The sequence below is a fragment of the Acidovorax sp. M14 genome (assembly GCF_049331375.1).
GTDB lineage: Bacteria > Pseudomonadota > Gammaproteobacteria > Burkholderiales > Burkholderiaceae_C > Acidovorax.
Window position 1 is genome coordinate 1,165,768 of the sequence record NZ_CP186263.1, and the last position, 17,611, is coordinate 1,183,378.

Sequence of the window (17,611 nt, forward strand, 5' to 3'; positions counted from 1 at the left end):
GGTTACTCACTTTCTTTCGTTGAAGAACCATCGACAAAGATGACCCGGTGGAACTCGCGGAATGCAAGACCAACGGCCCATACCGCCACGATGGCAATGGCGATTGATGCCCCCTCTTCAAGCGTGAGGTTGAAGGGAGGGACTGATATCTGATGCACCACCGTGACCGTGCAGGCGGTGGTGCATTCGATGACTGTTGGGTCAGCCACGTGGCATGGCCTTGGAAAGAGCCGCTGCGCGAGCGCGGGCAGTGGCAATGCGTTCTGCGCGTTGCTCCCAGGCCATGAAGCGAGCGGCAACCCACTCGCCAGCGGTTAGAGCGATGTGCAGGACGAATGCGCCAACAAGGCCAGCGAGAAACGCGATGGTGGCAATTGCGAGCATGAAGTGATGCAACTGCACATCGCTGATAGCTGAAAGATCGAGCGGCATCACGCAGCGGCTTTAGCAGTCGAGAGCGGCAGGATGTCGAAGACCTCGTCTTCACGCTTGCCAAAGCGCATGACGGGGCGCACGTCCACATCAGCGGCGAAGGGTGGCTGCAGATGCTTGATCTTCTCGACCAATGGGAGAGGGCAGCGGTAGGTGGTGCCCATCTGACCCTTGGAAATGCCGTTCTCGCTGAACGGTTCGGCCAGTGTTGCCAGAGTGTGAATCTGGCCCATTGCATAGGCTTTGCCGCTGGTCTTGCCAACGCCAGAAGAACCCTCGAAACCTACGATTTGCATTTTGCTCATAGCGATACCCTTTGGTGTTGGGCCTGAACGTCGGCCCACGTAACGCCAGCCGCCAGACTGGAAAGATTGACCCGGCGCGGGATACCGACAATGCGGACTTCCTCGACCAGATCGGCGTTGGTTGCGTTGGTCTGTTCCAGCAGAGTTCCAAACAACTTGCCGTAGCAGCGCTTCGCGTGATAGACGAGATGGGCTAGAGTGACTTCGCCGCCCTTGGTGAGCGTTGGGATGACCTCTGCAGCTTCATCAATGAAGGAGGCGAGGGCGGGATAGCAGCCAGCAAAAAAGGCGTCTCGATCAGTGAGAACGTCGAAGGGGATAACGCGGTCCCTGCTGCCTAGCTGGACTTCAAAGCGGGTCCATTGGCTATCGGGGTCGCCAAGCTGTCGGCCCTTTTCGTAAACGCGCAGCATCTTGCCGTTTTGGGCTTTGCCGATGTACAGCGTGCGCCCCTGCAAACCGTTGATCCAGTCGCCATCAAGGCGGCTTGACGGTGGGCGCCCGCTCAGCTGAAAACCGCCCGTCTGATACAGGGTCACGGCTTCCTCTACGGTGTGTTCGCCTTCGAGAAAATCGACAGCCAAATCGACGCGGGTTAACTTTGCATCGAGGCTTTCGAGCAAGTCACGAAGGCCCGCCCAATCGCGCACGAATTGACAGCCGCCGCCAGTCAACTGGAACAGCCAGCGACCGCGCTGTGATTCACCGCCGAAGGCAATGCAGCCGATGGGACTGGTCAGGGAGCCATGGCGCGCAAACAGCTTTACGGAGCTATCAAACCCAAGCATGCCGCGATCAGCGATGCCAGAGACTGGACGTCCCAGCATGCGGCCCAGCAAGGCCACAAAGCCTTCGACAGACATTGCAGGCTCTGCAAATGTGCAGTTCAGCCAGTCGATGTTTGCCATCTGCTGGCCCTTCGGGCTTTCCCCCCGTGTTACAGGACGGGGGGCCATGAAATCGCTCATGCAACACCCCCGGCGGCGGCGCTTCGCTTGCCGCCCACCGTGGGCGTTGCATCAGCGAACATGAACAGCACCCCGGAGCCATTCGGGAAGTCAAGAGGTGCGAGGACAGCGTGAGTAGGCGAAAGGAAATTAACAACCCGACCGACGCGCCGCAGTTCACCGATGTAGCCATCGAAGGCGGAAACGCTGGCGAAGCGCTTGCGGGTCTTGCTGGCGTGGAGCATGCCCGGAGGGCAGTCGATGGTGTAGGTGGTGCACACCCCCAGCGCAGACGCTGCAGGAGCCGCCACAGCGCGTGCAGCGCCTTTGGTGGCTGGGGGTGGACAAACTGGGGGGGTTGAGGTCATGGCGGCTCCAACTTCAGTACTCAATGTTGAGACGGTCTGAATGTTGAGACCCTGTTAACCCTCTGGCAATGTGAATCTGTTAAAACCCTCTCAATGTTGAGGGGTTATGAACATGAACCAGACCATGGAATTGTTTGAGAAAGCACTTGAACGTCAGAACGCTGCAGCGTGGGCAAGAACGTTCAACATCACGCCAAGCGCGTTCTCGCAGGCTAAGAAGCAAGGCCGTCTAAGCCCTGTGCTTGCGGGAAACTTTGCTATCGAATTGGGAGAAGAGCCCGAGCATTGGATGGCCATTGCGGCCATGGAGGCTGAGAAGGAAAGCGAGCTGCTTGCACGGCTGAAAAGCCGCGTCAAGGCATGGCGGAGACTGTGAGATTCGAACTCACGGACGGTTGCCCGTCGGCAGTTTTCAAGACTGCTGGTTTAAACCACTCACCCAAGTCTCCGGGAGGGAAGGCGCGAATTCTAGCTGACTGCGGAGGCTGATTTCTTTTCCAGCATGCCCCGGGTCTCGATGAACTTCACCACGTCGGCCACGCCCGTCAGGGTCTTGAGGTTGGTCATCACGAACGGCTTGAGGCCCTGGGGGGTGGTGCGCATGCGGGTGGTGTCGGCGTGCATCACATCCAGGTTGGCGCCCACGTGGGGGGCCAGGTCGGTCTTGTTGATGATGAACAGGTCGCTTTTGGTGATGCCGGGGCCGCCCTTGCGGGGGATTTTTTCGCCAGCGGCCACGTCGATGACGTAGATGGTGAGGTCGCTCAGCTCGGGGCTGAAGGTGGCGGCCAGGTTGTCGCCGCCGCTTTCCACAAACACGATGTCGGCGTTGGGGAACTCGCCCAGCATGCGGTCGATGGCTTCGAGGTTGATGGAGCAGTCTTCGCGGATGGCGGTGTGGGGGCAGCCGCCGGTTTCCACGCCCAGGATGCGCTCGGCGGGCAGGGCGCCGCTGACGGTGAGCAGGCGCTGGTCTTCCTTGGTGTAGATGTCGTTGGTGATGGCGATGAGGTCGTAGTCATCGCGCATGGTCTTGCACAGCATCTCCAGCAGCGTGGTTTTGCCGGAGCCTACGGGGCCGCCGATGCCTACGCGCAGGGGGGGCAGGTTTTTGGTGCGGTTGGGGATGTGGTGCAGGGCGTTGGTCATGGTGCTAGTGGTGGCGTCATTTGCTACTAAATAAATAGCTACCTGCGCTTGTATTGCTTGCGCTAGGAGCGGAAAAGTCTTGAATATTGCACTTCGTGCTGCGCGCTGAGGATGGCGAGCATGGGCGAGAACGCCTGGCGCTCGCTGTCCATCAGGCTGGCGGCGTGGTCTGCGGCGAGCGGGATGGCGGCGGCCAGCCGGGCCAGGATGCGCTGGCCTGCGCTTTGGCCCAATTGCATGGATTTGAGTGCGGCCTGCACCATGTTCTCGGCCCAGCCAAAGGCGTAGGCCAGCAGCACCTCGCGCACGCTGGCCTGGGTGGGCGACGCGGCCAGTGCGAAGGCCACAGGGTAGGTGGGGGGCAGAGCGGCCAGGTGGCGCACGGCGGGCATCAGGGCTTCGTCGCCCTGGTACTGGTTGCGCAGCCATTCGGCCAGCGAGCGGCCCATTTGCTCGGTCTGCAGGCGCAGCTCGCTCGTCTCGCGGGTGTGCAGCACCCAGTCGTTGAGTTCTTTCACATGCTCCATGTCGCCGCGCCGCCAGGCACCCACGGCCTTGGCGATGAGGGCCATGTCGCCACGCGCCTGGGTGATGTGGAGCTGGTCCAGCAGCCAGTCGCCCACGGCGGCTTCGCTGGCGAGGCTCGCGTTTTCAATGGCGCTTTCCAGCCCTTCGGAATACGAGAACCCGCCCACGGGCAGCGCGGGGGAGGCCAGCCACATCAGCTGCAAGAAGCTGGCGGCGGGCAGGGGCGTGGGGCGGTCCAGGCGCATGGAGCGGGGAGTCAGTGGTCGTGGTTGCAGTCGGGGCCGTGCACATGCTCTTGGGCGACCACGGGGATGGACACGGTGCGCCTACGGGCAGGGACTGCGCTGGGGGCAACGGGGGCAACTGCATGGTTGTGATCGTGGCTATGCCCATGTTCGTGGGTATGGCCATGTGAATGGTCATGGGAGTGGTCGTGACCATGGTGATGGTCGTGCCCCTTTCCATGTCCATGTTCCCCATGGCTGTGCCCGCCGCCATGCCCAGCGGCATAAGCGCCGCCTTCGGGCTCAAACGCCAGGTTCTGTTCCGTCACGATCAGGTGCATAGCGCGCAGCATGTCGGCCAGCACATGGTCGGGTTCGATCTTGAGGTGGTCGGGCTGCAGCTCGATGGGCACATGGCGGTTGCCCAGGTGGTAGGCGGCGCGGGTCAGGTCGAACGGCGTACCGTGGTGTTGGCAGTGGGTGATGACCAGCACAGGCTGCGGCGCAGCGATCACGCGGACCATGGAGCCGTCTTCGGCCACCAGCACGTCGCCACCGCGCACCAGCGTGCCGCGTGGCAGGAAGATGCCCAGTTCGCGCCCGGCGGAGTCGGTAGCGGCAAAGCGGCTTTTCTGGCGCACGTCCCAGTCCAGTTCAACGGTGGTGGCGCGTTTGAGCAGGACGGGCGCGAGGCCCTGGCCTTGGGGGAGGAGTTTGGAGACCTGGATCATGGTGCGAGAGGATTTCGGTGCCGGCAAGGCGAGGTCCACATTGTGGCCTTGGCTGCGGGGTGGCACGGGTGGCTCTACAGCGTGCGGCTCATGTACCGGCTGTGGGGGTCAAGCTGGTAGCTGCCGAACGGCGCGCAGTCAGTAAAGCCGTAGCGCAGGTAGAGCTGGTGAGCGGGTTCAAAGAAGGGCAGGGTGCCCGTTTCCAGGCTGATGCGCTGGTAGCCCAGATCCACGGCCTGGCCCAGGATGTGTTCAAGGATTGCTCGGCCCACGCCGAGGCCGCGCAGGGACTCTGCGGCACGCATGGATTTGAGCTCGACGTGGTCGGCGCTCAGGTGTTTGAGGGCGCCGGTGCCCACCAGCCGACCGGGCGCGGGTTCGGTGGCGTCCGGCAGCCATGCCGTCCAGAAGCGGATATCGGGGCGGCGCAGCTGGTCCATGTCCAGCGCATGCACGCTCTCGGGCGGCGAGGTAGCGCGCATGTCCTGCAGATGCTCTTCCATGAAGGTGGCAATGCGCGGGTCGCTCAGGTCGTCCAGGCGCAGGGAGAGGCTGTCCAGCAAGCTGCTCATCGTGGGGGAGTGTCAGAACAAAAAGTAGCGCTGCGCCATGGGCAGCAGGGTGGCGGGCTCGCAGGTGAGCAGCTGGCCGTCGGCGCGCACGGTGTAGGTCTGCGCGTCCACCTCCATCTTGGGCGTGTAGCTGTTGTGCACCATGTGCTGCTTGCGCACGCCACGGATGTTGCGCACGGCGCTGAGCTGCTTGCGCAAACCAAAGCGTTCGCCAACGCCTGCATTCAACCCGGCCTGCGACACAAAGGTGAGCGAGGTCTTGGCAATGGCCCCGCCAAACGCGCCGAACATGGGCCGGTAGTGCACGGGCTGGGGCGTGGGGATGGAGGCATTGGGGTCGCCCATGGCGGCCATGGCGATCAGCCCGCCCTTGAGGATGAGCGCAGGTTTGACGCCAAAGAACGCGGGCTTCCAGATCACGATGTCGGCCCACTTACCCACCTCCAGCGAGCCCACCTCGTGGGCAATGCCGTGCGCAATGGCGGGGTTGATGGTGTACTTGGCCACGTAGCGCTTGATGCGGAAGTTGTCGTTGCGCTGCAGGATTTCGGCCAGCTCATCGCGGCCTGCAGTGGGGGCCAGCCAGCCGCGCTGCACCTTCATCTTGTGCGCCGTCTGCCAGGTGCGCAGGATGACCTCGCCCACGCGGCCCATGGCCTGGCTGTCGCTGCTCATCATGCTGATCGCGCCCAGGTCGTGCAGGATGTCTTCGGCGGCGATGGTCTCTTTGCGGATGCGGCTTTCGGCAAAGGCCAGGTCTTCGGCAATGCTGGCGTCCAGGTGGTGGCACACCATGAGCATGTCCACATGCTCGTCCAGTGTGTTCTGGGTGTAGGGCATGGTGGGGTTGGTGGACGAGGGCAGGAAGTTGTCTTCGCCCACCACGCGCAGGATGTCGGGTGCGTGCCCGCCGCCCGCGCCTTCGGTGTGGAAGGCGCAAATGCCGCGCCCGCCCACGGCGGCGATGGTGTTCTCCACAAAGCCCGATTCGTTGAGCGTATCGCTGTGGATGGCGACTTGCGTGTCGGTCTCGTCCGCCACGTCCAGGCAGTTGCTGATGGCCGAGGGCGTGGTGCCCCAGTCTTCGTGCAGCTTGAGGCCAATGGCGCCCGCATTGATCTGCTCATGCAGTGCATCGGGCAGGCTGGCGTTGCCCTTGCCGAGGAAGCCCAGGTTCATGGGGAACGCGTCGGCCGCCTGCAGCATGCGCTCCATGTTGAACGGGCCGGACGTGCAGGTGGTGGCCAGCGTGCCGGTGGCGGGGCCGGTGCCGCCGCCCAGCATGGTGGTCACACCGCTGGCCAGGGCTTCTTCGACCTGCTGCGGGCAGATGAAGTGGATGTGGCTGTCGATGCCGCCTGCAGTGACGATGTTGCCTTCGCAGCTGATGACCTCGGTGCCGGGGCCGATGATGATGTCTACACCCGGTTGCGTGTCGGGGTTGCCCGCCTTGCCGATGGCGGCGATGCGGCCCGCGCGCAGGCCGATGTCGGCCTTGAAGATGCCGGTGTGATCGACAACAAGCGCATTGGTCAGCACCGTGTCCACCGCACCCTGGGCATTGCTGCGCTGGCTTTGCGCCATGCCGTCGCGGATGGTCTTGCCGCCGCCAAACTTCACCTCTTCGCCGTAGCTGCCCGCGCGCAGGGTGTAGTCGGCCTCGACTTCGAGGAGGAGTTCGGTGTCGGCCAGCCGAACGCGGTCGCCAACGGTGGGGCCGAACATCTCGGCGTAGGCGCGTCGTCCAATGGTTGCCATGGGTGGGGTGCTCCGTGAGAACGGTTTACTCTATTTTTGATAGCTGCTTGGGCAATAAATACCTGCGCTATCTGCCAATTTGGCTTGAAATTGCTACAGCGCGCCCTGCGTCAGGCCCTGAAAGCCGAACACGCGGCGCTCGCCCGCGTAGTCCACCAGCTCCACAGTGCGCTCCTGGCCGGGCTCAAAGCGCACGGCGGTGCCGGAGGCAATGTTCAGCCGCATGCCGCGCGCGGCCGCCCTGTCGAAGCCCAGGGCGTTGTTGGTCTCGGCAAAGTGGTAGTGCGAGCCGACCTGGATGGGCCGGTCGCCGGTGTTGCGCACCACCAGCGTCAGGGTGCGGCGGCCGGTGTTGAGCAGGTGTTCACCGGGTTCGGTGAGAAGTTCGCCGGGGATCATGAAAGCTCCTTGCAGGGAATGCTCAGGCCATCTGCGCCAGCAGCGCGCCACCGAACGCAGCCACGCCAGCACCTGCAGCGCGGGCCAGCCACACATGGCGGTGGCGCAGTGCCCAGCCAGCGGCCAGGCCTGCGCTGTGCAGCAGCACGGTAGCCGTGAGCATGCCTGCCAGGGTCAACCAGGCGCTGTCGCTGCCTGCCAGCTCATAGCCATGGGCCACGCCGTGGAAGACGGCAAACACGCCCACACCCAGCGCCGCCACCAGCCCGGGCACGCGCAGGCGCGACACGACCAGCAGGCCGGTGACCAGCAGCGACGCGGCAATCATGGGCTCCACCGCTGGCAGCGCCACACCCTGCAGGCCAAGCACGGCGCCCACCAGCAGCATGGCCGCAAAGCCCACGGGGCCCCACAGCAGGTCGCGCCCGGCGTTGCGGGCGGCCAGGGCGCTCCACAGGCCCACGGCCACCATGGCGGCCAGGTGGTCCAGACCGAACAGGGGGTGGGCAAAGCCGCTCAGAAAACTGTTGTGGATGTGCGACTCAGCGCCGGTATGGGCGCTAGCGCTAGTACCAATTGCGCTGGCAGCTATGAAAAGAAGAGCGGCTGTGTGGCGGTGTGAGAGGGCGATGCGCATGGGGGCTCCACAGAGAGAAGAGGGGGAATAGAAAGTAGAAGGGGGTTCAGACGATCGGCTGGTGCACGGTGACCAGCTTGGTGCCGTCGGGGAACGTGGCCTCGACCTGGATGTCCGGAATCATCTCGGGGATGCCTTCCATCACATCGGCGCGGGTCAGCACGGTGCGGCCTTCGCTCATGAGCTGGGCCACAGTCTTGCCGTCGCGCGCGCCTTCCATCACGGCGGCGCTGATCAGGGCCACCGCCTCGGGGTAGTTGAGCTTCAGCCCCCGAGCCTTGCGGCGCTCGGCCAGCAGGGCGGCGGTGAAGATCAGTAGCTTGTCTTTCTCACGAGGGGTCAGTTCCATGTCGTTCTGCTCAATGTAAGGAGAGGTGGGCTCGTGTAGCGGGTTGTTCAGGCCGGACACACGGGGCAATCGTCATCGATGGCCATGTGGTTCGAAGGGCAGTGGATTCATCATAGGCAGCAAGCCCCGTGCCCGCCATACGCCAGAGGGCGAAGGTGCACCGCATACAAAGGCAACCCGTGGCATGGAAACTGCACTTGCAGGGGCTGTCGCCGCCCTTTGCCCATGCCTCCCTTCAACACCCCCTTTGCCCCGCCCGACGCGGCCCCGCCCCCCGCATCGGGGCCGGATGCCGACGCGCAGGCGCCGCAGCAGGTGGTCAAGGTCCGGCGCGACTACAACAGCTGGGTGGCCACCGAGACCATGGAGGACTACGCGCTGCGCTACACGCCCCAGCGATTTCGCAAGTGGTCCGAATGGCGGGTGGCCAACACGGCCTTCGGCGCGGCATCCTTCCTGATCCTTGAAGCCGTGGGCGCCACGCTGCTGGTGCAGTACGGCTTCATCAACGCCTTCTGGGCCATCGTGGCCACGGGGCTCATCATCTTTCTGGCAGGCCTGCCCATCAGCGTGTATGCGGCGCGCTACGGGGTGGACATGGACCTGCTCACGCGCGGCGCAGGCTTTGGCTACATCGGCTCCACGCTCACCTCGCTGATCTACGCGAGCTTCACTTTCATCTTCTTCGCGCTCGAAGCCGCCGTGATGGCCTATGCGCTGGAGCTGGCGCTCGACATTCCGCCCACCTGGGGGTACCTGATCTGCGCCATTGTGGTGATTCCGCTGGTCACGCACGGCGTGTCGGCCATCAGCCGCCTGCAGGTGTGGACGCAGCCGCTGTGGCTGTTGATGCTGGTGGTGCCGTTTGTGTACGTGCTGGTGCGCGATCCTGGTGCGTTTTCTGGGGTTGTGCACTACGGTGGTGAATTGGCGCGGGGTGCTACGTTCCAGCTGCCCTTGTTTGGTGCGGCGCTCACCGTGGGCATTGCGCTCATTACCCAGATGGGGGAGCAGGCCGACTACCTGCGCTTCATGCCCGCCCGCACCGCCACCACGCGTGGCCGCTGGTGGCTGGGGGTGCTGGTGGGTGGGCCGGGCTGGGTGGTGCTGGGCGTGCTCAAGATGCTGGGCGGCGCGCTGCTGGCCTGGCTGGCGCTCACGCACATGGTGCCCGCCGAGCGCGCGGTGGATCCGAACCAGATGTACCTGGTGGCCTACGAATACGTCTTCCCGCACTATGGGTGGGCGGTGGCCGCGACGGCGCTGTTTGTGGTCGTCTCACAGATGAAGATCAATGTGACCAACGCCTATGCGGGGTCGCTCGCGTGGTCCAACTTCTTCTCGCGCCTCACGCACAGCCACCCGGGGCGTGTGGTGTGGGTGGTGTTCAACACGCTGATCGCCTTCATGCTGATGGAGATGAACGTGTTCCGCGCCATGGGCGAGGTGCTGGGGCTGTACTCCAACATCGCCATCGCCTGGATCATGTCGGTGGTGGCGGACCTCGTCATCAACAAGCCGCTGGGCCTGTCGCCCAAGGGCATCGAGTTCAAGCGTGCGCACCTGTACGACATCAACCCGGTGGGCGTGGGATCGATGGCGCTGGCGTCGGTGCTGTCCATCAGTGCGCACCTGGGGTTGTTCGGCCCGCTGCCGCAGGCGTTCTCGGCCGTCATTGCGATGGCCGTGGCCTTTGTGACGGCGCCGTTGATCGCCTGGGCCACGCACGGCAAGTACTACATCGCACGGCAGAGCGAGCCGGTGGCTGTGCCTGTGGTGGGACCTGTGCCCGGCGCGCGGGCTTCCGACATGGGCAGCTACCAGCGCTTCACCGTGCAGCGTTGCGTGATCTGCGAACGCGAATACGAAGCGCCCGACATGGCCCAGTGCCCCGCCTACCGGGGCGCCATCTGCTCGCTGTGCTGCACGCTCGATGCGCGCTGCGGCGACCTGTGCAAGCCCCATGCGAGCATGGCGGTGCAGTGGTCGGCGGCATTGCGCTGGGTGCTGCCGCGTGCCATCTGGCGCTATCTGGACACGGGCCTGGGCCACTTCCTGCTGCTGATGCTGGTGATTGCGCCGCTGCTGGCGTCGGTGATGGGGCTGCTGTACCACCAGGAGCTCAACACCATTGCCCAGGCCGCCACCGACACCGAGGTGATGGCGGCGCCCGAAGTGGCGCTGCGCTCGGGTCTGCTCAAGGCCTATCTGGCGCTGCTGGTCATCTCGGGCATCGTGGCGTGGTGGCTGGTGCTGGCGCACAAGAGCCGCCAGGTGGCGCAGGAAGAATCCAACCGCCAGACGGGCCTGCTGGTGCGCGAGATCGAGCTGCACCGCCAGACCGACGAAGCGTTGCAGACCGCGCGCAGCGTGGCCGAGGCCGCCCAGCAACAGGCTGAGGAAGCCCGCTTGCGGGCCGACCAGGCCAACCAGGCCAAGAGCCGCTACATCAGCGCCATCAGCCACGAGATCCGCACGCCGCTCAACTCCATCCTGGGCTACGCGCAGCTCATGGGCGAAGACGCGGGCGTGCCGCCGCACCGCAAGCAGGCAGTGCACGTGATCCGGCGCGGGGGTGAACATTTGTTGTCGCTCATCGAGGGCACGCTGGACATCGCGCGCATCGAGTCGGGCAAGCTCACGCTGGATGTAGCGCCCATGCGCTTTGCCGACGGTCTGCACGAGATGGCCAGCCTGTTCGAGCTGCAGGCCGCCGCCAAGGGCCTGGCGTTCACGTTCGACGTGCAAGGGGTGATTCCGGAGGTGGTGCGCGCGGACGACAAGCGGCTGCGCCAGATCCTCATCAACCTGCTGGGCAATGCCGTCAAGTTCACGGCGCAGGGCACCGTCACCCTGCGCGTGCGCTACGCGCGCGAAATGGCCCGTATCGAGGTGCAGGACACGGGCCCGGGACTCACGGCCGAGGAGATCGAGCGCATCTTCGAGCCCTTTGCGCGCGGCGGATCGGGCGGTGGTAGCACCGCTGCCGCGCCGGGTGCAGGGCTGGGCCTGACCATCGCCAAGATGCTCACTGCGCTCATGGGCGGTGAGCTGACGGTGAGCAGCACCCCGGGCGTGGGCTCGGTATTCCATGTCAAGCTGTTCTTGCCCGAGGTGCATGGCGATGCGCTGGGCAAGGCCGCCGCGCCGGCGGCACTGGCTGCCCATGGTCAGCGCCAGCGCAAGGGCTATGCGGGCGAGCGCCGCCGCATTCTGGTGGTGGACAACGAAGAGCCCGACCGGGAGCTGCTGGTGCAGCTGCTGGAGCCTCTGGGCTTTGAACTGCGCCAGGCCGCCAGCGGCCACGACGCGCTGGACCTGCTGGCCACCGGCTACCGTCCGCACGTGATATTCATGGACCTGGCCATGCCAGGGATCGATGGCTGGGAAACGCTGCGGCGCGTGCGGCAGATGCACCTGCCCAATGTGCAATGTGCAATTGTTTCCGCCAATGCTTTCGACAAGGCGCTCGACAACGACGTGGACATCCGCCCCGAAGACTTCATCGTCAAACCCGTGCGCCACAGCGAGCTGCTGGACTGGCTGGAGCGCCGCCTGGGCCTGCAGTGGCAATACGACGAGGCCACTACAGCGCCCGCGGGTGCTGAACCCGCCGTGGCGTCTGCGGCGCCCGCACCCCTCACATACCCCGATGCCGCTGCGCTGCTGGCTCTGGCGCAGGCGGTGTCCTTGGGCTACTACCGGGGCATTCTCAACACGCTGGACGACATTGAACGCAGCCAGCCCGCGCACAGCGCTTTTGTCGGCACCATGCGGCAACTGGCCAAGCAATTCCAGTTCGATGCCATGGGTCAGATCCTCGAGCAGGCACCTTCGTGATGACCACTGCCAACCCCTTTCCCTCTCCCCCGCCCACAGCACCCGCCAGCGCGCTGGACCGCAGCGACAGCGACGTGGTGCTGATCGTGGACGACGTGCCCGACAACCTGGCCGTACTGCACGACGCGCTGGATGAATCGGGATACACCGTGCTGGTGGCCATGCACGGCGAGGCGGCGCTGCAGCGTGCGGCCCAGGCCCTGCCCGACATTGTGTTGCTCGACGCCATGATGCCGGGCATGGACGGCTTTGAAGTCGCCCGGCGCCTCAAGGCATCACCTGCCACGGCGCACATCCCCATCATCTTCATGACAGGCCTCACCGAGACCGAGCACCTGGTCGCCGCGCTGGAGGCGGGCGGCGTGGACTACGTGACCAAGCCCATCAAGCCGCGCGAGGTGATGGCCCGCATGGGCGTGCACCTGGGCGCAGCCCGCAAGGCCCGGCAGGACGCGCGCCAGGCGCGCGAGGCGCGCAACGCGCTCGATGCGTTTGGCTACGCCAGCATCACCGTGCGCGCATCGGACGGGCGCATCGTGTGGCAGACCCCGCTGGCGCGCGAGCTGCTGCAAAGCTACTTTGGCGAGGTCGGCCCCGATGGTATGCCCACCCCGTTTGGCCAGTGGGCACCCGAGCCCGTGCAGGCCTGGCTGCGCCGCCATGTATTGGCCGACAACGCGGCCGAGCTGCTGGAGGCTTCGCTGGCCGAGCCGCCGCGCCTGGCGGTGGAGCAGGGCGCACGCCGCCTCACCTTTCGCTTGCACCAGCAGGCGGGCGACAGCGCAGGCGGTGGCGACTGGCTCATCGTGATGCGCGAGGTGTCCGACGCGAAGATCATCGAATCCATGAGTCTGTCCTTCAAGCTCACAGCGCGCGAGGCCGAGGTGCTGTACTGGGTGGTCAAGGGCAAGATCAACCGCGACATCGGCGACATCCTGGGGGCCAGCCCCGCCACGGTCAAAAAGCACCTGGAACGCGTGTTTGCCAAGCTGGGCGTGGAAACCCGCACCGCAGCGGCCGCCATGGCCATGAACCGTATCCGGCAGCTGCATCCCCAGTTTGAGGGCTGACCGCGACTTCATCGCCGAGGATGCCCAAAAAACACGTTGACCAACCAATGTTGCAGCGCAATAATCGCGCACCTTCATTTCCGGAGCCCCAGCGTGGAAAGTGCCAGTTGTTGCAGTGAAACCCAGCAAGCCGTGACGGCTGCTGCCTGCCAGGCCTCCTGACGCCCGCTCCCGGGCCGTGGGTTGCCTCGTGCAAGCCCCGGCCTCGTCCCTCCCAGCCCCTGTTGTACCTGTGTGCCCATTGGGGCAGCTTTGGCCTTTTTGGCCGTGGTGGTGTGGGTGGCTCTTCCGTCTTGCCGTTTCGTTGCATCTGTGCCGTCCGCACAGGCCATGCCCCCTTTCCCTGGGGCGTTGCCCGCGTGCCGTGACGGCGCCACTTGGCACTCGTTTGCGTCTGTGTGCTCCGTCCTGCCTGCCAAGGACGACGGCCATGCGTTTTTTTGTTGTAGATCTGCCCAGCCTTTTTCAGCGTGCGGTGGCGCCTGGCGCTGCCAGCGCTGAAGCGGGGGCACAGCTGCCCCCTGGCGCACAAGGCCCGGCCCGTGCGGCGGCTGACAGCCTGCAAACCGTGGCCGACATGGATGGCGCCACCCTGTGGCCCACGCACCGCATTCGCTGCTACCTGCACAGCCAGCCGCCAGCGCGCGCATCGCACCGCCGCGCGCGGCAGTCCTGAGAGGCTGAGAGTCTTTTGCCCATGCCCGCCTTGCACGCCAAAACACCGCTGCCCATCGTTGCAAATGCGCGCCATAGCCCGCGCTATGGCTGTGCTTTGCGCCTCGACCAGCGGCGTTTTGACGCACCTTTCGGGCTCGGGCAAAAAACCCTCAGCCTCTGAACCCGGCCACGACCGGCCCTGTACCCCAACCATCCCCCAGGAGGCCCCATGGATCCAGACCCGCGCTGGCGCTCTGAAGCGCCACCCCACACCACATTCCCCTTGAACTTTGCATACCGGGCCCTGGGCCGGAGGCGATGGCTTGCGTGACCGCGTGAGCCGCATCCTCTGGCCGTTGCGGGCCAGAAGGAGTGACTCACCATGTTCCGTTTCATCCACATTTCTGTGCACACGGCACCACAGCCCGTGACGCGCAATACCGTCAGCGTTGGCTGCTAGGGAGACCGCTATGAGCTTCCTGCACCACCTGTTCGACCGCTTTTTGCACACCCGCCACGTCACCCGCCACTTCGCGCGGCGGCTGATTCTGGACACGCTCACGCTGGGCCGCGCGCCCACCCCCGCCACGTCGCCCGACCTGCTCAGCCGCGAACTGCAGCGCGCCGCCAGCGATGAGCTGCCCGCACTGATCGAGCGCCTGCAGTCCGACCCTGCAGGCCTGAGCGACGCCCAGGCCGCTGCCGCCCTGGCCCAGCACGGCCCCAACGAGGTGGAGCACGAAAAGCCGCTGCCCGCCTGGTTGCACCTGTGGCACTGCTACAAAAACCCGTTCAACGTGCTGCTCACGGTGCTGGCACTGATCTCGTACCTCACCGAAGACCACGAGGCCACCATCGTGATCCTGGCCATGGTGGTGCTCTCCACGCTGCTTCGGTTTGTGCAGGAGGGCCGCTCCAACCGCGCGGCCGAGCGCCTCAAGTCGCTGGTCAGTAACACCGCCACAGTGCTGCGCCGCAGCGACTTGGGTGGCGCAGCCACACCGTGCGAGCTGCCCATCCACCAGCTGGTGCCGGGCGACCACATCGTACTGTCGGCGGGCGACATGATTCCGTCGGACTGCCGCGTGCTCACAGCCAAGGACCTGTTCGTGAGCCAGTCGGCCATGACGGGCGAATCGCTGCCGGTCGAAAAATTTGCCGAGCGCAGCCAGCCCGGCACCAGCGCGCTCGACGCGACCAACCTGCTGTTCATGGGCACCAACGTGGTGTCAGGCTCTGCCACCGCGCTGGTGGTGGCCACGGGCAACCACACGTACTTTGGCACGCTGGCCACGCGCGTCACAGCCACCGACCGCACGCCCACGGCGTTTCAGGCAGGCGTCAACAGCGTGAGCTGGCTGCTGATCCGCTTTGCGCTGGTCATGGTGCCGATCGTGCTGGTGGTCAACGGTTTTACCAAGGGCGACTGGCTGGAGGCCTTTTTGTTTGCGCTGTCGGTGGCCGTGGGCCTCACGCCCGAGATGCTGCCCATGATCGTGACCAGCACACTGGCCAAGGGGGCCGTGCTGCTGTCGCGCAAGAAGGTGGTGGTCAAGCGGCTGGACGCGATCCAGAACTTTGGCGCCATGGACGTGCTGTGCACCGACAAGACCGGCACGCTCACGCAGGACAAGATCTTTCTGGAGCGCCACACCGACGTGTTTGGTCACAACAGCGACGAGGTGCTGGCCTTTGCCTACCTCAACAGCCACTACCAGAGCGGGCTGAAGAACCTGCTGGACCACGCCGTGCTGGAGCATGTGGAGCTGCAGACCGACCTGCGCCTGGCGCAGGACTACCGCAAGGTCGATGAGGTGCCGTTCGACTTTGTGCGCCGGCGCATGTCGGTCATCGTCAGCGAGCGCAACGACCACCACGAGCTGATCTGCAAGGGCGCGGTGGAAGAGATGCTGGACGTGTGCACCCAGGTGCGTGTGGTGGAAGACACCGGCGTGCAAGACCTGCCGCTGGACGCCACCCTGCGCGCACGGGTGCTGGAGGTGACGCGCGGCCTGAACAACGAGGGCCTGCGCGTGGTGGCCGTGGCCATGAAGGAGACGCCGCCCCACCAGACGGTGTACAGCGTGGCCGATGAATTAGGCCTCACGCTGATTGGCTACGTGGCGTTTCTGGATCCACCGAAGGAATCCACTGCCCCTGCGCTCAAGGCGCTGGCCGCGCACGGCGTGGCCGTGAAGGTGCTGACCGGTGACAACGAACTGGTGACGCTCAAGGTCTGCCGCGAGGTGGGCCTGGCCGTGCAGGGTGTGCTGCTGGGGAAGGACGTGGACGCCATGGACGACGCCGCGCTGGCGCGTGCGGCCGACACCCACAACGTGTTTGCCAAGCTCTCGCCGCTGCACAAGGAACGGCTGGTGCGCGCGCTGCGGGCGGGCGGCCACGTGGTGGGCTTCATGGGCGACGGCATCAATGACGCGCCCGCGCTACGTGCGGCCGACATCGGCATCAGCGTGGATAGCGCGGTGGACATCGCCAAGGAGGCGGCCGACATCATCTTGCTGGAGAAAAGCCTGATGGTGCTGGAAGAGGGCGTGATGGAGGGCCGCAAGACCTTCAGCAACATGCTCAAGTACATCCGCATGACGGCCAGCTCCAACTTCGGCAACGTGTTCTCGGTGCTGGTGGCCAGCGCCTTCCTGCCCTTCTTGCCCATGCTGCCGCTGCACCTGCTGGTGCAGAACCTGCTGTACGACCTGTCGCAGATCGCCATCCCGTTTGACAACGTGGACGAGGAGCTCATCCGCAACCCGTTGAAGTGGAACCCCAGCGACATCGGCCGCTTCATGGTGTTCTTCGGGCCCATCAGCTCGGTGTTCGACATCACCACGTTTGCGGTTATGTGGCATGTGTTCGGTGCCAACAACGAGGGCGCGCAGACCCTGTTCCAGTCGGGCTGGTTTGTGGTGGGGCTGCTCACGCAGACGCTGATCGTGCAAATGATCCGCACACCCAAGCTGCCGTTTGTGCAAAGCGTGGCGTCGGTGCCGCTGCTCACGGCCACGGTGCTCATCATGGCGGTGGGCATCTTCATCCCCATGGGGCCGCTGGCCGGTCACTTCAAGCTGCAGGCGCTGCCGCTGGCTTACTTTCCGTGGCTGGGGGGCATTCTGGCGGGCTACGTGCTGCTGACGACGGTGATGAAGCGCTGGTACGTGCGGCGCTACGGCTGGCAGTAGGGGTGGCGCGAGAGCCGCGCCCCGTTCATCGCGCCAGGGCCTGCTCCAGCTGCTGCTTGTTCATCCGGGACCGGCCCCGGATGTTTGCGCGCTTGGCGTCTTCGTAAAGCTGCTCGCGCGTGCGGCCTTGCGGGCCGCGGTGCGAGTTTTTGCCGCCGCGCACAGGGGCCGGCGTGGCTTTCAGGGTTTGGGGGTTGGCCGTGCGGGCTTCGCCGTGTTGCGCGCGCTCCTTGTTCACGGTGCGCGCGGCGATCTCTTCGGCGGTGCTTTCGCTCTCTCCGCGCTCCAGCAGGCTGTCCTTGATGTGTTCGTACTGGCGCTCGCGTTTGGCGCTCCAGGCGGCACGTGGCATGGGGGCTCCTTTCCGATCAACAGGTGGGCTTTTCAGCTTAGACCCGTGACCTGGCAGAGCGGTCAGTGCATCGTGACGGCGGGTGTAGGACAGGCC

At 65.1% G+C, this 17,611-nt stretch carries 20 protein-coding genes and 1 tRNA gene; 6 read left to right on the top strand and 15 right to left on the bottom strand.

The annotated features are described in order from the left end of the window. Positions 1-2 precede the first annotated feature (2 nt). Genes ACOYR4_RS05480 through ACOYR4_RS05500 form a run of 5 tightly spaced genes read right to left on the bottom strand, consistent with a single transcriptional unit; the run spans position 3 to position 1,929 of the window. Entirely contained in the window at positions 3-209 is a 207-nt protein-coding gene (locus tag ACOYR4_RS05480; RefSeq protein ID WP_422848880.1) for a hypothetical protein, read from the bottom strand. Then, the gene (locus ACOYR4_RS05485) at positions 202-432 is read right to left on the bottom strand and encodes a hypothetical protein (protein ID WP_422848881.1); all 231 of its coding nucleotides are present in this window, start codon (positions 430-432) and stop codon (positions 202-204) included. The genes ACOYR4_RS05480 and ACOYR4_RS05485 overlap by 8 nt, the downstream gene beginning before the upstream one ends. Then, the gene (locus ACOYR4_RS05490) at positions 432-737 is read right to left on the bottom strand and encodes a hypothetical protein (protein ID WP_146186009.1); all 306 of its coding nucleotides are present in this window, start codon (positions 735-737) and stop codon (positions 432-434) included. Before ACOYR4_RS05490 ends, ACOYR4_RS05485 begins: the two co-directional genes overlap by 1 nt. Next, a complete protein-coding gene (locus ACOYR4_RS05495; RefSeq protein WP_422848882.1) occupies positions 734-1,645 on the bottom strand; it encodes a replication initiation factor domain-containing protein in 912 nt (303 codons plus the stop codon). The genes ACOYR4_RS05490 and ACOYR4_RS05495 overlap by 4 nt, the downstream gene beginning before the upstream one ends. Before the next feature lie 56 nt (positions 1,646-1,701). Beyond that, positions 1,702-1,929 (bottom strand): hypothetical protein, encoded by a 228-nt coding sequence (locus ACOYR4_RS05500; protein ID WP_422848883.1) that lies wholly within the window; start codon positions 1,927-1,929, stop codon positions 1,702-1,704. 235 nt (positions 1,930-2,164) lie between these two features. Between ACOYR4_RS05500 and ACOYR4_RS05505 the strand changes: the two genes are divergently transcribed. Next, positions 2,165-2,428 carry a hypothetical protein gene (locus ACOYR4_RS05505; RefSeq protein WP_422848884.1) on the top strand — a complete coding sequence of 88 codons (264 nt, stop codon included), beginning with the start codon at positions 2,165-2,167 and terminating at the stop codon, positions 2,426-2,428. Here ACOYR4_RS05505 and ACOYR4_RS05510 read toward each other — a convergent pair. The 9 genes from ACOYR4_RS05510 to ACOYR4_RS05550 all read right to left on the bottom strand — a co-directional run bounded on the left by ACOYR4_RS05510 (position 2,414) and on the right by ACOYR4_RS05550 (position 8,399). After that, positions 2,414-2,501: transfer RNA gene (locus tag ACOYR4_RS05510), tRNA-Ser, on the bottom strand. The two genes, ACOYR4_RS05505 and ACOYR4_RS05510, sit on opposite strands and share 15 nt — an antisense overlap. A 19-nt stretch (positions 2,502-2,520) precedes the next feature. Further along, the gene (gene ureG, locus ACOYR4_RS05515; protein WP_209817458.1) at positions 2,521-3,201 is read right to left on the bottom strand and encodes an urease accessory protein UreG; all 681 of its coding nucleotides are present in this window, start codon (positions 3,199-3,201) and stop codon (positions 2,521-2,523) included. A gap of 62 nt (positions 3,202-3,263) precedes the next feature. Continuing rightward, positions 3,264-3,974: an urease accessory protein UreF gene (locus tag ACOYR4_RS05520; protein WP_422848885.1), complete on the bottom strand. Its 711-nt coding sequence runs from the start codon at positions 3,972-3,974 to the stop codon at positions 3,264-3,266. 11 nt (positions 3,975-3,985) lie between these two features. Next, positions 3,986-4,684: an urease accessory protein UreE gene (ureE, locus tag ACOYR4_RS05525; RefSeq protein ID WP_422848886.1), complete on the bottom strand. Its 699-nt coding sequence runs from the start codon at positions 4,682-4,684 to the stop codon at positions 3,986-3,988. Between the two features lie 74 nt (positions 4,685-4,758). Beyond that, a complete protein-coding gene (locus ACOYR4_RS05530; RefSeq protein WP_209817452.1) occupies positions 4,759-5,256 on the bottom strand; it encodes a GNAT family N-acetyltransferase in 498 nt (165 codons plus the stop codon). A 12-nt stretch (positions 5,257-5,268) separates the two neighbouring features. Beyond that, on the bottom strand, positions 5,269-7,014 hold the full coding sequence (gene ureC / locus ACOYR4_RS05535) for an urease subunit alpha (RefSeq protein ID WP_422848887.1): 1,746 nt from the start codon (positions 7,012-7,014) through the stop codon (positions 5,269-5,271). A gap of 93 nt (positions 7,015-7,107) precedes the next feature. Then, a complete protein-coding gene (locus ACOYR4_RS05540; protein ID WP_015012804.1) occupies positions 7,108-7,413 on the bottom strand; it encodes an urease subunit beta in 306 nt (101 codons plus the stop codon). A 22-nt stretch (positions 7,414-7,435) separates the two neighbouring features. Further along, entirely contained in the window at positions 7,436-8,050 is a 615-nt protein-coding gene (locus ACOYR4_RS05545; protein WP_422848888.1) for a HupE/UreJ family protein, read from the bottom strand. 46 nt (positions 8,051-8,096) lie between these two features. After that, positions 8,097-8,399 (bottom strand): urease subunit gamma, encoded by a 303-nt coding sequence (locus ACOYR4_RS05550; RefSeq protein WP_015012806.1) that lies wholly within the window; start codon positions 8,397-8,399, stop codon positions 8,097-8,099. Between the two features lie 225 nt (positions 8,400-8,624). Between ACOYR4_RS05550 and ACOYR4_RS05555 the strand changes: the two genes are divergently transcribed. The 5 genes from ACOYR4_RS05555 to mgtA all read left to right on the top strand — a co-directional run bounded on the left by ACOYR4_RS05555 (position 8,625) and on the right by mgtA (position 17,163). Further along, entirely contained in the window at positions 8,625-12,239 is a 3,615-nt protein-coding gene (locus tag ACOYR4_RS05555) for an ATP-binding protein (RefSeq protein ID WP_422848889.1), read from the top strand. Then, on the top strand, positions 12,239-13,309 hold the full coding sequence (locus tag ACOYR4_RS05560) for a response regulator (protein ID WP_422848890.1): 1,071 nt from the start codon (positions 12,239-12,241) through the stop codon (positions 13,307-13,309). The genes ACOYR4_RS05555 and ACOYR4_RS05560 overlap by 1 nt, the downstream gene beginning before the upstream one ends. 430 nt (positions 13,310-13,739) lie before the next feature. Beyond that, complete coding sequence (locus ACOYR4_RS05565; protein ID WP_422848891.1) at positions 13,740-13,985, top strand: hypothetical protein; 246 nt, start codon at positions 13,740-13,742, stop codon at positions 13,983-13,985. A 21-nt stretch (positions 13,986-14,006) separates the two neighbouring features. Next, positions 14,007-14,147, top strand: coding sequence for a hypothetical protein (locus ACOYR4_RS05570; RefSeq protein WP_422848892.1), 141 nt, complete (start codon positions 14,007-14,009; stop codon positions 14,145-14,147). Positions 14,148-14,436: 289 nt separating this feature from the next. Continuing rightward, positions 14,437-17,163: a magnesium-translocating P-type ATPase gene (gene mgtA, locus ACOYR4_RS05575; RefSeq protein WP_422848893.1), complete on the top strand. Its 2,727-nt coding sequence runs from the start codon at positions 14,437-14,439 to the stop codon at positions 17,161-17,163. 25 nt (positions 17,164-17,188) lie between these two features. Here mgtA and ACOYR4_RS05580 read toward each other — a convergent pair whose 3' ends face one another. After that, positions 17,189-17,515: a plasmid stabilization protein gene (locus ACOYR4_RS05580; RefSeq protein ID WP_422848894.1), complete on the bottom strand. Its 327-nt coding sequence runs from the start codon at positions 17,513-17,515 to the stop codon at positions 17,189-17,191. Between the last annotated feature and the right edge of the window lie 96 nt (positions 17,516-17,611).

Excerpts from the sequence above, each read along its gene's own strand:
- ACOYR4_RS05500 (WP_422848883.1), bottom strand. The coding sequence starts at position 1,929 with ATGCTCCACGCCAGCAAGACCCGCAAGCGCTTCGCCAGCGTTTCCGCC.
- ureG (WP_209817458.1), bottom strand. The coding sequence starts at position 3,201 with ATGACCAACGCCCTGCACCACATCCCCAACCGCACCAAAAACCTGCCC.
- ureE (WP_422848886.1), bottom strand. The coding sequence starts at position 4,684 with ATGATCCAGGTCTCCAAACTCCTCCCCCAAGGCCAGGGCCTCGCGCCC.
- ACOYR4_RS05550 (WP_015012806.1), bottom strand. The coding sequence starts at position 8,399 with ATGGAACTGACCCCTCGTGAGAAAGACAAGCTACTGATCTTCACCGCC.
- ACOYR4_RS05545 (WP_422848888.1), bottom strand. The coding sequence starts at position 8,050 with ATGCGCATCGCCCTCTCACACCGCCACACAGCCGCTCTTCTTTTCATA.
- ACOYR4_RS05540 (WP_015012804.1), bottom strand. The coding sequence starts at position 7,413 with ATGATCCCCGGCGAACTTCTCACCGAACCCGGTGAACACCTGCTCAAC.
- ACOYR4_RS05530 (WP_209817452.1), bottom strand. The coding sequence starts at position 5,256 with ATGAGCAGCTTGCTGGACAGCCTCTCCCTGCGCCTGGACGACCTGAGC.
- ACOYR4_RS05580 (WP_422848894.1), bottom strand. The coding sequence starts at position 17,515 with ATGCCACGTGCCGCCTGGAGCGCCAAACGCGAGCGCCAGTACGAACAC.
- ACOYR4_RS05520 (WP_422848885.1), bottom strand. The coding sequence starts at position 3,974 with ATGCGCCTGGACCGCCCCACGCCCCTGCCCGCCGCCAGCTTCTTGCAG.
- ACOYR4_RS05555 (WP_422848889.1), top strand. The coding sequence starts at position 8,625 with ATGCCTCCCTTCAACACCCCCTTTGCCCCGCCCGACGCGGCCCCGCCC.
- ACOYR4_RS05495 (WP_422848882.1), bottom strand. The coding sequence starts at position 1,645 with ATGGCAAACATCGACTGGCTGAACTGCACATTTGCAGAGCCTGCAATG.
- ACOYR4_RS05570 (WP_422848892.1), top strand. The coding sequence starts at position 14,007 with ATGCCCGCCTTGCACGCCAAAACACCGCTGCCCATCGTTGCAAATGCG.
- ACOYR4_RS05490 (WP_146186009.1), bottom strand. The coding sequence starts at position 737 with ATGAGCAAAATGCAAATCGTAGGTTTCGAGGGTTCTTCTGGCGTTGGC.
- ACOYR4_RS05565 (WP_422848891.1), top strand. The coding sequence starts at position 13,740 with ATGCGTTTTTTTGTTGTAGATCTGCCCAGCCTTTTTCAGCGTGCGGTG.
- ACOYR4_RS05560 (WP_422848890.1), top strand. The coding sequence starts at position 12,239 with ATGACCACTGCCAACCCCTTTCCCTCTCCCCCGCCCACAGCACCCGCC.
- ACOYR4_RS05505 (WP_422848884.1), top strand. The coding sequence starts at position 2,165 with ATGAACCAGACCATGGAATTGTTTGAGAAAGCACTTGAACGTCAGAAC.
- ACOYR4_RS05485 (WP_422848881.1), bottom strand. The coding sequence starts at position 432 with ATGCCGCTCGATCTTTCAGCTATCAGCGATGTGCAGTTGCATCACTTC.
- mgtA (WP_422848893.1), top strand. The coding sequence starts at position 14,437 with ATGAGCTTCCTGCACCACCTGTTCGACCGCTTTTTGCACACCCGCCAC.
- ureC (WP_422848887.1), bottom strand. The coding sequence starts at position 7,014 with ATGGCAACCATTGGACGACGCGCCTACGCCGAGATGTTCGGCCCCACC.